The organism is Bacillus sp. FSL R5-0709 (assembly GCF_038004785.1).
Lineage (GTDB): Bacteria > Bacillota > Bacilli > Bacillales > Bacillaceae_G > Bacillus_A > Bacillus_A mycoides.
Genome location: NZ_JBBORT010000001.1, coordinates 3985273 through 4001746, shown reverse-complemented (window position 1 = coordinate 4001746; position 16474 = coordinate 3985273). Strand labels below are relative to the sequence as shown.

The following is a 16474-nucleotide window of genomic DNA, read 5'->3' as shown; positions in this document are numbered from 1 at the left end:
TATAGTATAGCATAAGATTGGGGGAGTGAGGATGACTCTTATATTTGCGCATCGTGGTGCGGCGGGAACGTATCCGGAAAATACAATGATTTCATTTGAAGCAGCAGAGGCTTTCGGGGCAGATGGAATTGAACTCGATGTTCAATTCACGAAAGATGGAAAAGTTGTCGTTATTCATGATGAAACGGTGGATCGGACAACAAATGGAAAAGGTGCGGTTCGAAATTATTTATATGAGGATTTATGTAAGTTGGATGCGAGTTATAAATTCGGTGACAAAGTAGGTTTTTGCAAAATACCTCTTCTAGAAGAGGTGTTAGAATGGCTCGCAAAAACGAAATTGCTACTCAATATTGAACTGAAAAATAATAAAATCCCATACAGAGGTTTAGAAGAAGAGGTTATAACACTTGTACGTAAGTTTAGTCTAGAGGATCGGATTGTGTTTTCTTCTTTTAATCACTACAGTATGAAGCGATGTCATATGATGGCTCCTGATATTCAAACAGCTATTTTGTATCGTGAAGGTTTGCATAGCCCGTGGGCATATGCAAAAAAGATGGGTGCTACTGCAGTACATCCGAATTATCGTTATCTTCAAGATGCTATCGCTGAATTAACGATGGGAAGTGGTGTGGAGGTTCGTCCTTACACGATAAATGAAGAAACGCTTATGCGTAAATATTTTGATATGAATATATCAGCGATTATTACTGATTATCCTGAAACAGCAAGAACTTTATTACCGATAAAAAAATGAGACCTAATATAATGGTCTCATTTTTTATTTATGATATGTGAAAACTTTGTTTTATCTTCTGAAGCGTGCTTGTACTTTATTTCTCTTACGATCTCTGTGTAAGACGAAGCCGCCGAAGATATAAAACCCGAGTGCGAAGCAAAGAGCGCCGATTAAAAATTGTAACCATAATATAGGGATTGGGGAGAACAAAATCCCAAATACAGTATCTCTCATTAGTTTAATACCAAGCACGGCTAATGAAATGGGGATGAGTGCTAATAATAGAGCGAGGTAACGCTGCATACATAACGCTCCTTTTCAGATTATTTTGTGTATTTTAATGATGTTATATGGAATGGGGGTTTGTCAAGAGGTTGCTGAACGAGTAAGATAAGAATGTGAAAAATTTTGCAGAGATACTTCGAGAGGAAGTGTAATGTATGAAACAAAATGTGTTAATTGTTGGAGCAGGTGAAGGTGGGAGTACACTGCTGAGTCTGTTGCAAAATTCGAATATATTTCAAATTATAGGAGTTATTGATAGTAATCCAATTGCGAAAGGATTACAAATCGCAAAGGAATATGGGGTTCCGATTGGTGATAGTGTAACTCCGTTTCTTTCTATGCATATTGATGTAATGTTTGATATGACAGGTGATTATGATTTACATAAAGTTTTATTGGGAAGCAAGCATAAAGACACCCTTCTTATACCAGGGGATATTGCAAAAATTGTTACGAGACTAGCGCATGAGAAGGAAAGCTTAATTGGAAAGCTAGAAGAACAGACGCAACAAGGGAATTTAATTTTAAATTCAACGCATGACGGTATGATTGTTATAGACCAAGAGGGACAAGTTCGTCTGTTTAATAAAAGCGCAGAGCGTATTACTGGATATAAAAAAGAGGAAGCAATAGGGAAATATATTTTAGAAGTTATTCCAACGAGTAAGTTGCTTCGTATTATACGCACGAAAAAAATAGAAGTGAATCATGAACTGACGTTAGAGAATGAAAAAAAGATTATTACAACGCGTATTCCGATATTAAAAGAAGGTGGAGAGGTTCAAGGGGCATTTGCGATTTTTAAAGACATTACAGAAGTTGTAGATTTAGCGGAAGAAGTTACAGACTTAAAAGAAATTCAAACGCTACTTGAGGCGATTATTAACTCATCTGAGGAAGCAATTTCGGTTGTTGATGAGAAAGGAAGAGGACTAGTTATAAACCCTGCTTATACGAAGTTAACGGGTTTGACTGAAGAAGAAATTATTGGGAAGCCGGCTACAACTGATATTGTGGAAGGTGAAAGTATGCATATGAAAGTACTTCGGACGCGCCGAGCGGTACGAGGAATACATATGAAGATTGGGCAAAAAAAGCGAGATGTAATTGTAAACGTAGCACCGGTTATTGTCGATGGAATATTGAAAGGGAGCGTCGGGGTAATTCGCGATGTATCAGAAATTCAAAAGTTAACAAATGAATTGAATAGGGCAAGACAAATTATTCGAACGTTAGAAGCAAAATATTCATTTGATGATATTGTTGGTGATTCAGATGAAACGACGGCAGCTATTGAACAAGCAAAACTTGGAGCGAATACACCGGCAACAGTATTGCTTAGAGGGGAATCTGGTACGGGGAAAGAGTTATTTGCACACGCTATTCATAACAGTAGTAATCGAAAATACAATAAGTTTGTACGAGTAAACTGTGCTGCTATTTCTGAGACCTTATTAGAAAGTGAATTATTCGGTTATGAGGAAGGCGCGTTTTCTGGAGCGAAAAGAGGCGGGAAACGAGGATTCTTTGAAGAAGCGAATAATGGAAGTGTTTTTTTAGATGAAATCGGAGAGTTATCTGCAAATACGCAAGCAAAGCTCCTTCGTGTGCTACAAGAAAAAGAAATTGTGAAAGTAGGGGGAACGAAAGCGATACCTATTAATGTCCGGGTAATTGCAGCAACACATGTGAATTTAGAAAAGGGCATTCTAGAAGGAGAGTTCAGAGAGGACTTATATTATCGTTTAAATAAAATCCCGATTCAAATTCCTTCCCTTCGTCAGCGTAAAGGAGATATACCAGCGATTGCAGAAAGGTTAATTCAAAAAATTAATCAAGATTATGGTCGTAATGTAGAAGGACTCACCGATTCAGCCGTTTCGTATTTGCAATCATATGAATGGCCAGGGAATGTTAGAGAACTTGAAAATATTTTAGGACGAGCTATTATCTTTATGAATTATAACGAAATATATATTGATGTACATCATTTACCGCCTTTACATAAAGAAGAACAAGTAGAGACGAAACAAAATAATTTATTACCTGAATTAGAAGAGAAGGCCCTTGAACACCTAGTGACAGAATTTGAGGGGAATATTATCCGTGAATATTTAGAGAAATTTGATGGGAACAAAACGAAGACTGCAAAAGCGTTAGGAATTTCAGTTCGAAACTTATATTACAAGCTAGAAAAGTATGACTGTGCAAAAAATAGCATGCAATAAATTGCATACCGTGCAATTTATTGCGTGGTATACAAAAAGCGACAAAACGAGACAGAATATTTCGTTGTTTTTCAAAGTATTGATTTTACTGCATTTTGAATGCGTTTTCATTATTGGTAAGACCACTTTTGAAAGTTGGCACGGTATTTGCTTAATGAATAGACGAGGGACGACGGAAAGGGTTGATTACAAAATATGAAGTTAGAACACTTAATTGATCAAGCAGCAGGACAGCCTAAAAAAACTGTGGCTGTAGCAGTAGCTGAAGATCATGAAGTAATTGAAGCTGTAGCGAAAGCAATCAAGTTACAGCTAGCTCAATTTCGTCTATATGGAAATCAAGAGAAAATAATAGGGATGCTACAAGAGCATGGGTTACAAACTTCAGAACATATTGAAGTGATTGCAGCAGCGTCAAGTGCTGAGGCTGCAGAACTTTCTGTTAAATCTGTAAGCAATGGCGAAGCAGATGTGCTAATGAAGGGGAACATCCCAACAGCAAATATTTTGAAAGCTGTATTAAATAAAGAGTGGGGACTTCGTAAGGGTAGCGTGCTTTCACATGTTGCAGCGTTTGAAGTTCCAAATTACGATCGTCTTATTTTTGTTACAGACGCAGCGATGAACATTGCACCTGATGTAACACAAAAAGCTGCTATTATACAAAATACTGTAGAAGTTGCCCAGGCAATAGGAATTGATTTGCCAAAGGTAGCGCCAATTGCAGCGGTAGAGGTTGTTAATCCTGCGATGCAAGCGACAATTGATGCAGCGATGTTAACTCAAATGAATCGCCGCGGACAAATTAAAAATTGTGTCGTTGATGGACCACTTGCTTTAGATAATGCAGTATCACAAATTGCAGCAGAACATAAAGGCATAGTAAGTGATGTAGCAGGTAAGGCAGACATTTTACTCGTCCCAACGATTGAAGCTGGAAATGTGCTATATAAATCACTCGTCTATTTTGCAAATGCAAAGGTAGGAGCGATGATTGCTGGCGCTAAAGCACCGATTGTTTTAACATCACGTGCTGATTCAGCAGAAACAAAAGTATATTCATTAGCATTGGCAGTTGCGACTGCTTCAAAATAAACCAAATAGGGTAAAACAATTAGGGGGAAACGACAATGACATTAGAAATCTTCGAATACTTAGAAAAATATGATTATGAGCAAGTGGTATTTTGTCAAGATAAAGAATCTGGTTTAAAAGCAATCATTGCAATCCATGATACAACACTTGGACCAGCTCTTGGTGGAACAAGAATGTGGACATATGATTCTGAAGAAGCGGCGATTGAAGATGCATTGCGTCTTGCAAAAGGGATGACATACAAAAATGCAGCAGCTGGTTTAAACTTAGGTGGTGCAAAAACAGTAATTATCGGTGATCCACGTAAAGATAAAAGCGAAGCGATGTTCCGTGCATTAGGACGCTACATTCAAGGACTAAACGGACGTTACATTACAGCTGAAGATGTTGGTACAACAGTAGATGATATGGATATTATCCATGAGGAAACTGATTTTGTAACAGGGATTTCACCATCATTCGGTTCTTCTGGTAACCCATCTCCAGTAACTGCATACGGTGTTTACCGTGGTATGAAAGCAGCTGCAAAAGAAGCATTTGGTACAGATAACCTAGAAGGAAGAGTAATTTCTATTCAAGGTGTTGGTAACGTAGCGTATCACCTATGCAAACATTTACACGCTGAAGGAGCAAAATTAATCGTTACAGATATTAATAAAGAAGCTGTACAACGTGCAGTAGAAGAATTCGGTGCAACAGCAGTTGAGCCAAATGAAATTTACGGTGTTGAATGTGATATTTACGCACCATGTGCATTAGGCGCAACAGTTAATGATGAAACTATTCCACAACTTAAAGCAAAAGTAATCGCTGGTTCTGCAAATAACCAATTAAAAGAAGATCGTCACGGCGACCTTATTCATGAAATGGGTATTGTATACGCACCAGACTATGTTATTAATGCAGGTGGCGTAATTAACGTAGCAGACGAATTATATGGATACAATAGAGAACGTGCATTAAAACGTGTTGAGTCTATTTATGACACAATTGCAAAAGTAATCGAAATTTCAAAACGCGATGGCATAGCAACTTATGTTGCAGCAGATCGTCTAGCTGAAGAGCGCATTGCAAGCTTGAAAAACTCTCGTAGCACATACTTACGCAACGGTCACGACATTATTAGCCGTCGCTAATCATTCATATATAACTTTTACAAAAGGTGTGGTTACCTCTTATGAGGTTTCCACTTCCTTTTAAATTTATTAGTGGAGGTAGCAACATTGTCTGTAAATCGAATTCTTGTTATTAACCCAGGTAGTACATCCACAAAGATTGGTGTTTTTGATAATGAAAGACCCGTTCTAGAAGAAACTATTCGTCATGACGTAGAACAGATTGGAAAATATAAGCGAATTATCGACCAATATGAGTTTCGTAAAGAAACGATTTTAGAAGTTCTACATTCTCATGGTATTAACATTTCAAAATTAAACGCTGTTTGTGGGCGTGGTGGATTACTTCGTCCAATCGAAGGCGGTACGTATACAGTAAACGATGCGATGTTAGAAGATTTAAAAAATGGGTTTAGCGGTCATCACGCTTCAAACCTTGGAGGCATTTTAGCATATGAAATCGCTTCTGGATTAAACATTCCTGCATTCATTGTGGATCCTGTCGTTGTAGATGAAATGGAACCGATTGCTCGTATTAGCGGTATTGCTGGTATGGAACGTAAAAGTATTTTCCATGCATTAAACCAAAAAGCGGTTGCTCGTAAAGTGGCAGATGAATTAAATCACAAATATGAGGATTTAAATTTATTAGTTACACATATGGGCGGTGGTATTACAGTTGGTGCTCATAAAAAAGGAAAAGTTATCGATGTTAATAATGGCTTAAACGGAGAAGGACCATTTAGTCCAGAGCGTGCTGGTACAGTACCAGTAGGACAATTAGTTGAAATGTGTTTTTCTGGTGAGTATTACCGAGACGAAATGGTTAAAAAACTTGTCGGACAAGGTGGACTTGTAAGTCTTATCGGTACAAACGATGCAATTAAAGTAGAACAAATGGTTGAAAAAGGTGATCCTGAAGCAACTCTTATTTATAAAGCAATGGCGTATCAAGTTGCAAAAGAGATTGGCGGAGCTAGTGCTGTACTTCACGGGAAAATCGATGCAATCGTATTAACTGGTGGACTTGCGTACAGTAAAATTCTTGTCGATGAAATAAAAGAACGTGTTCACTGGATTGCAGATGTTATCGTACATCCAGGAGAAGATGAATTACAAGCGTTAGCAGAAGGAGCACTTCGTGTATTACGTGAAGAAGAAGCTCCAAAAGAATATATTGTACGAGAAAAACAAACAGTAGCTAGGGGTTGAGATAATGGCAAGAGAATATGATTTAGTCATCGTTGGCGGCGGTACTGGTGGATATGTTGCTGCTATTCGTGCATCACAACTAGGGTTAAAAACTGCACTTGTTGAAAAAGAAAATCTTGGTGGTACTTGTTTACACAAAGGATGTATTCCTAGTAAAGCTCTTTTACGTAGTGCGGAAGTATACGCAACTGCTAAAAAAGGAGAAGAGTTCGGAGTTATTGCAAGTAATGTAGAACTAAACTTTGCTAAAGTACAAGAGCGTAAAGAGAAGATTGTAACGCAGCTTCACAAAGGCGTTCAGCATTTAATGAAACAAGGTAAAATTGATGTGTTTGAAGGTATTGGCCGTATTCTTGGCCCATCTATTTTCTCTCCAATGCCAGGTACAATTTCAGTTGAACTTGCAAGTGGAGAAGAGAATGAAATGTTAATTCCAAAAAATGTACTTGTTGCAACAGGTTCTCGTCCAAATTCATTACCAGGATTAGAGTTAGACGGAGAGTATGTAATGTCTTCGGATCATGCCCTAAAAATGGAAACGCTTCCTAGCTCAATCATTATCGTTGGTGGCGGTGTAATTGGTATTGAGTGGGCATCTATGCTTGCTGACTTCGGTGTAGAAGTTACTGTATTAGAATATGCGAAAAACATATTACCACTAGAAGATAATGACGTTTCAAAAGAAATGCAACGTCTATTCAAGAAAAAAGGTATTAAAGTGGTAACTGGTGCAAAAGTATTACCAGAAACATTGGTAAAAGATAATGGAGTAACAATTCAAGCTGAACATAACGGTGAGAACAAAGCATTTAAAGCAGAAAAAATGCTTGTATCTGTAGGAAGACAAGCGAATACGCAAAATATGGGCTTAGAGAACACAGATATTGTTGTGGAAAAAGGATACATTCAAACAAATGAGTTTTATCAAACGAAGGAATCTCATATTTACGCAATTGGAGATGTAATCGGTGGCTTGCAACTTGCTCACGTTGCTTCTCATGAAGGAATTGTTGCAGTAGAACATATCGCTGGTAAAGAAGTTGCACCAATTGATTATTCTATGGTATCAAAATGCGTATATAGTAGTCCAGAAGTTGCTTCTGTCGGCTTAACAGAACAAGAAGCAAAAGAAAAAGGCTATAAGTTAAAAGTAGGTAAGTTCTCATTCCGTGCAATCGGAAAGGCACTTGTATACGGAGAATCAGACGGTTTTGTAAAACTTGTAGTTGATGAAGAAACAAATGACATTCTCGGTGTTCATATGATCGGACCACATGTAACAGATATGATTTCTGAAGCTGGTCTTGCAAGAGTACTTGATGCAACACCTTGGGAAGTAGCACATACAATTCATCCGCATCCATCATTATCTGAGGCGATTGGTGAAGCTGCACTTGCTGTAGATGGAAGAGCGTTACACGCATAAAAATGTGGATTTAGGAGGTTATGAAAAATGGCAGAAGTAAAAGAAAAGCGCCATGAAGAGCTTGGCTTAAGTGATGAGCAAGTATTAGAAATGTTCCGTACGATGTTACTTGCACGTAAAATTGACGAACGTATGTGGTTATTAAACCGTGCAGGTAAAATTCCATTCGTAATTTCTTGTCAAGGACAAGAGGCTGCACAAGTTGGAGCGGCGTTCGCTCTTGATAGAGAGAAAGATTATGCATTACCATACTACCGTGATATGGGTGTTGTACTAGCGTTTGGTATGACAGCTAAAGAGCTTATGTTGTCTGCTTTCGCAAAAGCTGGAGATCCAAACTCTGGTGGTCGTCAAATGCCTGGTCACTTCGGTCAAAAGAAAAATCGTATTGTTACAGGCTCATCACCAGTAACAACGCAAGTACCACATGCAGTTGGTATTGCACTAGCTGGAAAAATGGAGAAGAAAGATTTAGTAACGTTCGTTACATTCGGAGAAGGCTCTTCAAACCAAGGTGACTTCCATGAAGGAGCAAACTTTGCTGGTGTACACAAACTGCCTGTTATTTTCATGTGTGAAAATAATAAATACGCAATCTCTATTCCAGTTGAAAAACAATTAGCATGTAAAAACGTATCAGACCGTGCAATTGGTTACGGTATGCCTGGATATACAATAGACGGAAACGATCCGCTTGCAGTATATAAAGCTGTAAAAGAGGCAGCAAACCGCGGCCGTCGTGGTGAAGGCCCAACTTTAATTGAAACAGTATCATATCGTTTAACAGCACATTCTAGTGACGACGATGATCGTGTTTATCGTGATAAAGAAGAAGTAGAAGAAGCAAAGAAAAAAGATTCAATTATAACATTTGCAGCTTATTTAAAAGAAGCTGGCGTGTTAACTGAGGAATTTGAAAAACAAATGTTAGACGAAATTATGCATATCGTAAATGAAGCAACAGAATATGCAGAAAATGCTCCGTATGCAGCACCTGAAGATGCATTGAAGCACGTATACGCAGAATAGGGGGGAACGTTTCATGGCTGTAATGTCTTATATTGATGCTATTACATTAGCAATGCGCGAAGAAATGGAACGCGATGAGAAAGTATTCGTTTTAGGAGAAGATGTTGGTAAAAAAGGTGGCGTGTTTAAAGCGACACACGGTTTGTATGATCAATTTGGTGAAGATCGTGCGCTTGATGCACCGCTTGCAGAATCTGCAATTGCTGGGGTAGCAATTGGTGCGGCAATGTATGGTATGCGTCCAATCGCTGAAATGCAGTTTGCTGATTTCATCATGCCAGCAGTAAACCAAATTGTTTCTGAGGCAGCAAAAATTCGTTATCGTTCTAATAACGATTGGACTTGTCCAGTTACAATTCGTGCGCCATTTGGCGGCGGTGTTCACGGTGCATTGTATCATTCACAATCTGTAGAAGCGATGTTTGCAAACCAACCAGGTTTAAAAATTGTTATCCCTTCTACACCATATGATGCAAAAGGCTTATTAAAAGCTGCAATTCGTGATGAAGATCCAGTATTATTCTTTGAGCATAAGCGTGCATATCGCTTAATTAAAGGTGAAGTGCCAGAAGATGACTATGTATTACCAATCGGAAAAGCAGATGTAAAACGCGAAGGTGATGATATTACTGTTATCACTTACGGATTATGTGTTCACTTTGCTCTTCAAGCAGCTGAAAAGTTAGCACAAGATGGAATCTCTGCACACATTCTTGATTTAAGAACGGTATATCCGTTAGATAAAGAAGCAATTATTGAAGCGGCTTCTAAAACAGGTAAAGTTCTTCTTGTAACAGAAGACAATAAAGAAGGAAGTATTATAAGTGAAGTGGCAGCTATTATCGCTGAAAACTGTCTGTTTGATTTAGATGCGCCAATCGCACGTCTTGCAGGTCCAGATGTTCCAGCAATGCCATATGCACCAACAATGGAAAAATTCTTTATGGTAAATCCAGATAAAGTTGAAAAAGCAATGCGTGAACTTGCGGAATTTTAATCGGGGGGACTATACATGGCTGTAGAAAATATCACAATGCCTCAGCTCGGGGAGAGCGTTACAGAGGGTACAATTAGTAAATGGCTCGTTAATGTTGGCGATCACGTAAACAAGTATGATCCGCTTGCAGAAGTAATGACTGATAAAGTAAATGCTGAAGTGCCATCTTCTTTCACTGGTATTGTGAAAGAATTAATCGCTGGTGAAGGTGAGACGTTAGCTGTAGGTGAAGTAGTTTGTGTTATTCAAGTAGAAGGCGCAGATGAAGTAGCAGCGACAGCTGTTGAGGAAAAAACAAAAGAAGAACCAAAGGCAGAAGTAGCTACGCCTGAAAAAGCACCGAAAGCAAAACAACCAACTGATGGAAAACCACGTTTTTCACCAGCTGTTTTAAAACTTGCAGGTGAGCATAATGTTGATTTAGATTTAGTAGAAGGTACGGGAGCAAATGGCCGTATCACTCGTAAAGATATTTTAAAGCTGGTGGAATCTGGAAATATTCCGCAAGCAGGTGCGAAGAAAGAGGAAGCGGTAGCAGTAGTAGAAGCGCGTCCAGAAGCACCAAAAGCAGCGCCAGTAGCACAAAAAGTAGAAGCTGTAAAACCAGTTTCTGTACCAACAATGCCTGGCGATATCGAAATTCCAGTAACAGGTGTGCGTAAAGCAATTGCAGCGAACATGTTACGTAGTAAACACGAAGCGCCACATGCTTGGATGATGATTGAAGTAGATGTGACAAACCTTGTGTCATACCGTAATTCAATTAAAGGTGATTTCAAAAAGCGCGAAGGCTTTAATTTAACGTTCTTTGCTTTCTTCGTAAAAGCAGTAGCGCAAGCGTTAAAAGAGTATCCTCAAATCAATTCAATGTGGGCTGGCGATAAGATCGTTCAGAAGAAAGATATTAACCTTTCTATCGCTGTTGCATCAGAGGACGAACTATTTGTACCAGTAATTAAACACGCGGATGAGAAGACGATTAAAGGTATCGCTCGTGAAATTACAGAGCTTGCAGGAAAAGTACGTACGAAATCGTTAAAAGCGGACGAAATGCAAGGTGGAACATTTACAATTAATAACACAGGATCATTCGGTTCTGTTCAATCTATGGGTATTATTAATTACCCACAAGCGGCTATTTTACAAGTTGAATCAATTGTAAAACGCCCAGTAATTATGGATAATGGTATGTTCGGTGCTCGCGACATGGTTAACTTATGTTTATCACTTGATCACCGTGTACTAGATGGCTTAATTTGTGGTAAGTTCTTAGGACGTGTAAAAGAAATTTTAGAAAATACGTCAGAAAATAATACATCTGTATATTAATAAAAAGCTCGCTTATGCGAGCTTTTTATCATCTTATTTCTTCATTTGCATCCTACTATATGTACAACACTTTTCCCGGCAATCTTACAATGAACGAGTATGTATTAGAAATTTACGAAAATACATTGCTGATATATGGTATATAGATATAAAATAAGAAAAGAATAATTTTTTTGGCAAATCTTACTGACGAAACTGTAGTATAATATATTGTATTGTATGAAAAAGAGAGTTATTCTATATAAGTGTTTTATAGATAATGTGTAATCAGTCGTCAAAACATGAAGAATGTTGACTCCTGGTTTTTTATTTTGCTGTAACAATGTTTCAGGAGGATGTCATGAAAAGAAGTACCGAGTTTCTAAAAAGTTTAGATGTAAAATTAATATTAATTTTGTTTGCATTATGTGTTACGAGTATAGCTGCTATATATAGCAGTCAGCAAACTGGACAATATGGGGCTGAGAATTTTGCTCTGAAACAAGGTGTTAACTACATAATTGGGATTGTAATGTTACTTCTTGTTGCAAGTGTTGATTCAGATCAGCTACAAAAACTATCTTGGCCATTGTATATTGCTACATTTGCTTCGATTATTTTGTTGAAGATATTACCAGTTTCAAACTTTACACCTGAAATACTTGGGGCGAAAAGATGGTTTAGGTTTCCGGTAATTGGATCTATTCAACCGTCGGAGTTTTTCAAAATTGCACTGGTTATGTTAGTAGCAAATTTAGCAGTAAAGCATAATGCACAGTATATGGTTCGAACATTTAAAACAGACCTAATATTAATAGGAAAGGTAATGTTAGTAGCTATTCCTCCTACGGCTGTTGTATATAGCCAACCGGATACAGGTATGGTGTTCTTATATGCTGCTGCAATTGCATGTATTTTATTTATGTCAGGTATTCAGAAGAAATTGATAGCGTTATGTACAACTATTCCGGTGACCATAGTATCGGCGTTAATATTTATTTACGTAAGGTATGAGGATTTCTTCTTTAATAATTTAGTTATGTTACTAAAACCTCACCAACGATCACGTATTTTAGGTTGGTTAGATCCATTTGAACATACAGATCAAGGTTATCAAACACAGCAATCGATTTTAGCTGTAGGTAGTGGCGGTATGGAAGGGAAAGGATTTGGCGAAGGGAACGTCTATATCCCTGAGAAGCATACTGACTTTATTTTTGCTACAATTGCCGAAGAAGGTGGATTTATCGTAGCAGCGTTAGTTGTATTCTTATTCTTATTACTACTATATCGAACAATTATTATCGGTTATTCTGCTGATAATTTATTCGGTACATTATTATGTGCTGGATCAATTGGGATATTAACGGTTCAAATATTCCAAAACATCGGTATGATCGTTGGATTAATGCCTGTAAAAGGGATTGCATTACCGTTCTTATCATATGGGGGAAGTTCCTTGTTCTCGAATATGATTATGATGGGTCTCATATTATCCGTACGAAAAACGTATAAAAAGTATATGTTTTCTGTTAAGTAAAAAAGCTGATTCGTTTAAAAACGAATCAGCTTTTTTACATATATGCTCTTAAACGTTGCAAACTAAAACAAAGTAGCAGTTTGAGATGGGTAAGGAGTGCAAAGTGATGCATATGCATATTTTTGAAGGGGCACGGCATCTTTCTAATAGTGAATGGGTTATTCGGGCTATCATAGCATACATATTTTTAATATTAGTTGCGAAAGCGATGGGGCAAAGGTCCATCGCGCAACTTCGTTTTTTAGATGTTGTATTAGTGTTATTGCTTGGCGGGAATATTTCTAACGCATTATCTGATGAAAAAGTGGGATTACTCGGCTCGATGATTACAACGTTCATACTCGTTGTACTTCACATTATAAGCTCAGTCTTAATGTTGAAATGGGATAGATGGAGACGCTTTTTAGAGCCAGCACCTATTATTCTTATACATAATGGTTCCATTGATTTTAGCAATTTGAAAAAAGCGAGAATTACGGTGGAATATTTATTTTCGGAACTTCGTATGCGAAATGTGAGCGATATTCAAACGATTAAATTAGCATTGTGGGAAGCGAATGGTGTTGTTTCTATATTCCGGTATCCAGAATATGAAGCAGTTTCGCGGCTTGATCTGAAAGTGGCGGGAAGAAGATCTCCAGTTTCTTTTGTATTAGTAAAGGACGGGAGGATTCAGCAAGATGTTCTAGCTTTAGTAGGAAAAACAGAAGAGTGGGCGAGAGAATTTCTAGAGAAGAATGCAGAAATTGAATCCATTATGTTAGCTACAGTAGATGAAGCACATAAAATAAATATTTTGTTAAAAAAATGAAAAATATACGCATTTTGTCGTTTCATACATATGATACAATAGTGTGGACAACGAAAAAGGAGGCGATACGATGGGATATGTAGAAGAATTACGAAAAATAGTTGGTCATCGCCCTTTAATTTTAGTTGGTGCTGTTGTACTCGTTATAAATGAAAGTGGATATGTATTATTACAGCAAAGAACAGAGCCGTACGGAAAATGGGGGTTGCCTGGCGGGCTAATGGAGCTTGGTGAATCACCAGAAGAAACAGCTTACCGTGAAGTATATGAAGAGACAGGAATAGAAGTAAAGAACCTCCGATTAATCAATGTATTTTCTGGAGCGAACTATTTTTCAAAATTAACAAACGGTGATGAGTTTCAATCCGTAACGACAGCCTATTATACCGATGAATACGAAGGGAATTTTGTTATGAATAAAGAAGAAGCGGTTCAGCTTAAATTCTTCCCGGTAACAGAGCTACCTGATTATATTGTAGGATCGCATAAAAAAATGATTGGTGAATATATGAAGATTATGGAAAAAGAGATATAATAATAGTGAAAGAAATACAAAAACACAGCTCTGGTTGGTAGTCCAGACGCATGATTTTATGTCAGTAACCTTCCCCTCCGGGATGTCCAGTATTTCTAATTTTTTTAAAGGAGGGGCTGTCAATGGATTTGACAGTATATCACGATGGTCAATTTTTTGTAGGAATTATTACATGTAAAGAAAAAGGGAAGTTGTATGGAGCAAGGTATATTTTTGGAACGGAACCTTCAGACGAAGAAGTACTTATATTTGTGAATGGTCCAATGTTAGCATATTTCCAGCATGTTGCAAAATGTGGTGTGGAAGTGGAAGAAAAACAGCGTCCCAAAAATATAAAACGTATCATACGACAAGCGGCAAAAGAAGTAAATGTAAAGCGTTTTACTAAGGCACAAGAAGCGATTAGTTTATCTTATGAATTGTATAAACAAGAAAAGAAAGTGCAGTCTAAAGAGAAGCGAGAAGCTGAAAAACAAAGAAGACGTTTAATTAAAGTACAAAAAGCAAAGCAAAAGCATCGTGGCCATTAAAAAAAAGGTGTTAGAGCAAGGGCTCTAACACCTTTTCTATGCCTAAATACAAGTAAACTTACTTGTATTTCATAAACATTAACTGGTAAGATACAAATAGATAGTTTTAGAGGAGGGAAAAGATTGATTAATTTTAACTTTTTTATGAATGATGTTGTCCGCCAAGCGCGTGAAGAGATTGTCTCTGCTGGATATACAGAATTGACGACGCCGGAAGCAGTAGAAGAAGCGTTTAAAAGAAATGGAACAACACTTGTAATGGTAAACTCTGTATGTGGTTGTGCAGGTGGTATTGCTCGTCCTGCTGCTGCGCATTCCGTACATTATGATAAACGTCCTAACCATCTTGTAACGGTGTTTGCAGGTCAAGATAAAGAAGCAACAGCAACAGCTCGTGAATATTTCGAAGGATATCCACCTTCTTCTCCATCATTCGCTTTATTAAAAGATGGAAAAATTGTAACGATGGTAGAACGTCATGAAATTGAAGGTCATGAACCAATGCAAGTTATTGCAAAACTACAATCTTATTTCGAAGAGAATTGTGAAGAACTATAAATACAAGCGAAAAGGCGGTACGTCCACAATGAAGTGGATGTACCGCCTTTTTTATTTAGTTTTTAAAATAATTAAACATGCAGGAAGTTGTTGTTTTATGCATATTTTCATGCATTAACAACAGCTTTAATGCTGTTTTTTTATTTATTTTTATTTTAAATATTGCATAAAAATGAAAGTGCTGATACAATACAAACATCGAATAAATATTCTATTAAACTTTTAAATATACATTATTAGGGGGAAGAAAGATGAAGAAGTTGTTATCAATATCGTTTGCACTTATTTTAATTGTAAGTATATTCAGTGCTTGTAGTAATGGGGAAGAAAAGGCTACTGGAAAAAATAAAAAAGTACTCGTTATGGGGACGTCAGCAGACTATAAACCGTATGAATACGTAGAAGCTTCAAAAAGTGATGAAATTATCGGCTTTGATGTTGATATTGCCAAATATATCGGAAAAGAACTTGGATACGAAGTGAAAGTGAAAGACATGGATTTCGGCGGATTATTAGCATCTCTTAATTCAGGAAAAGTTGATTTCGTTATGGCGGGTATGACGCCAACTGCAGAGCGTAAAAATAATGCTGATTTCACAGATATATATTTTGTTGCAAAAAATATGATCGTTTCAAAAAAGGGCTCTAATATTAAATCGTTAGAAGATTTAAAAGGGAAAAAAGTAGGAGTACAAACAGGATCAATTCAAGAAGAAAAGGCAAAAGAATTTCAGAAACAAGTCGATTTCAAAGCTGAGGGACGTGACCGTATACCAGAAATCGTACAAGAAATTAAAGCTGGTCGTTTTGACGCTGCAATTATAGAAGACACAGTTGCAAAAAATTATTTAGAAAAAATGAAAGAGCTACAAGGAATTGAAATTCAAGAAGCACCAGAAGAAGTAGGTGCAGCAATTGCTCTTCCGAAAAATAGTGATAAAACAGAAGAATTTAATAAAGTAATTAAGAAAATGCAAGAAAATGGAGAAATGGATAAATTAGTGAAGAAATGGTTTGGCAGCGGAAAATAAGCTGCCTTTCACTTTTCTGTGAGGGGAATGAA

At 37.3% G+C, this 16474-nt stretch carries 16 protein-coding genes; 15 read left to right on the top strand and 1 reads right to left on the bottom strand.

Annotated elements, in window-relative coordinates:
• The first annotated feature begins 31 nt into the window (after positions 1-31).
• Positions 32-760 (top strand): glycerophosphodiester phosphodiesterase, encoded by a 729-nt coding sequence (locus MKX37_RS20380; protein ID WP_002033957.1) that lies wholly within the window; start codon positions 32-34, stop codon positions 758-760.
• Positions 761-811: 51 nt separating this feature from the next.
• Here MKX37_RS20380 and MKX37_RS20375 read toward each other — a convergent pair whose 3' ends face one another.
• Positions 812-1045 (bottom strand): DUF2627 domain-containing protein, encoded by a 234-nt coding sequence (locus MKX37_RS20375; RefSeq protein WP_001190193.1) that lies wholly within the window; start codon positions 1043-1045, stop codon positions 812-814.
• A 137-nt stretch (positions 1046-1182) separates the two neighbouring features.
• Here MKX37_RS20375 and MKX37_RS20370 point away from each other — a divergent pair, with 137 nt between their 5' ends.
• The 14 genes from MKX37_RS20370 to MKX37_RS20305 all read left to right on the top strand — a co-directional run bounded on the left by MKX37_RS20370 (position 1183) and on the right by MKX37_RS20305 (position 16442).
• A complete protein-coding gene (locus tag MKX37_RS20370; RefSeq protein WP_002129032.1) occupies positions 1183-3255 on the top strand; it encodes a sigma 54-interacting transcriptional regulator in 2073 nt (690 codons plus the stop codon).
• 195 nt (positions 3256-3450) lie between these two features.
• The gene (yqiS, locus tag MKX37_RS20365) at positions 3451-4350 is read left to right on the top strand and encodes a phosphate butyryltransferase (RefSeq protein ID WP_002033959.1); all 900 of its coding nucleotides are present in this window, start codon (positions 3451-3453) and stop codon (positions 4348-4350) included.
• Positions 4351-4385: 35 nt separating this feature from the next.
• Positions 4386-5486: a leucine dehydrogenase gene (locus MKX37_RS20360; protein WP_002015088.1), complete on the top strand. Its 1101-nt coding sequence runs from the start codon at positions 4386-4388 to the stop codon at positions 5484-5486.
• An 87-nt stretch (positions 5487-5573) separates the two neighbouring features.
• Positions 5574-6677, top strand: a complete 1104-nt coding sequence (gene buk / locus MKX37_RS20355) for a butyrate kinase (RefSeq protein ID WP_002088555.1) — start codon at positions 5574-5576, stop codon at positions 6675-6677.
• Positions 6678-6681: 4 nt separating this feature from the next.
• Positions 6682-8103, top strand: a complete 1422-nt coding sequence (gene lpdA / locus MKX37_RS20350) for a dihydrolipoyl dehydrogenase (RefSeq protein WP_002015090.1) — start codon at positions 6682-6684, stop codon at positions 8101-8103.
• A 27-nt stretch (positions 8104-8130) separates the two neighbouring features.
• Positions 8131-9132: a 3-methyl-2-oxobutanoate dehydrogenase subunit alpha gene (gene bfmBAA / locus MKX37_RS20345; RefSeq protein WP_002167697.1), complete on the top strand. Its 1002-nt coding sequence runs from the start codon at positions 8131-8133 to the stop codon at positions 9130-9132.
• A gap of 13 nt (positions 9133-9145) precedes the next feature.
• The gene (gene bfmBAB, locus MKX37_RS20340; RefSeq protein ID WP_000290070.1) at positions 9146-10129 is read left to right on the top strand and encodes a 3-methyl-2-oxobutanoate dehydrogenase subunit beta; all 984 of its coding nucleotides are present in this window, start codon (positions 9146-9148) and stop codon (positions 10127-10129) included.
• Positions 10130-10144: 15 nt separating this feature from the next.
• Complete coding sequence (locus tag MKX37_RS20335) at positions 10145-11458, top strand: dihydrolipoamide acetyltransferase family protein (protein ID WP_078421743.1); 1314 nt, start codon at positions 10145-10147, stop codon at positions 11456-11458.
• 340 nt (positions 11459-11798) lie between these two features.
• Positions 11799-12977, top strand: a complete 1179-nt coding sequence (locus MKX37_RS20330) for an FtsW/RodA/SpoVE family cell cycle protein (RefSeq protein WP_033731238.1) — start codon at positions 11799-11801, stop codon at positions 12975-12977.
• A gap of 106 nt (positions 12978-13083) precedes the next feature.
• The gene (locus MKX37_RS20325; RefSeq protein WP_050000322.1) at positions 13084-13788 is read left to right on the top strand and encodes a DUF421 domain-containing protein; all 705 of its coding nucleotides are present in this window, start codon (positions 13084-13086) and stop codon (positions 13786-13788) included.
• Between the two features lie 70 nt (positions 13789-13858).
• On the top strand, positions 13859-14323 hold the full coding sequence (locus tag MKX37_RS20320) for an NUDIX hydrolase (protein ID WP_002129025.1): 465 nt from the start codon (positions 13859-13861) through the stop codon (positions 14321-14323).
• A gap of 122 nt (positions 14324-14445) precedes the next feature.
• Entirely contained in the window at positions 14446-14853 is a 408-nt protein-coding gene (locus tag MKX37_RS20315; protein WP_002129024.1) for a YjdF family protein, read from the top strand.
• A gap of 144 nt (positions 14854-14997) precedes the next feature.
• A complete protein-coding gene (locus MKX37_RS20310; protein ID WP_002008492.1) occupies positions 14998-15411 on the top strand; it encodes a BrxA/BrxB family bacilliredoxin in 414 nt (137 codons plus the stop codon).
• A 251-nt stretch (positions 15412-15662) separates the two neighbouring features.
• Positions 15663-16442: a transporter substrate-binding domain-containing protein gene (locus MKX37_RS20305; RefSeq protein ID WP_002129023.1), complete on the top strand. Its 780-nt coding sequence runs from the start codon at positions 15663-15665 to the stop codon at positions 16440-16442.
• Positions 16443-16474: the final 32 nt, after the last annotated feature.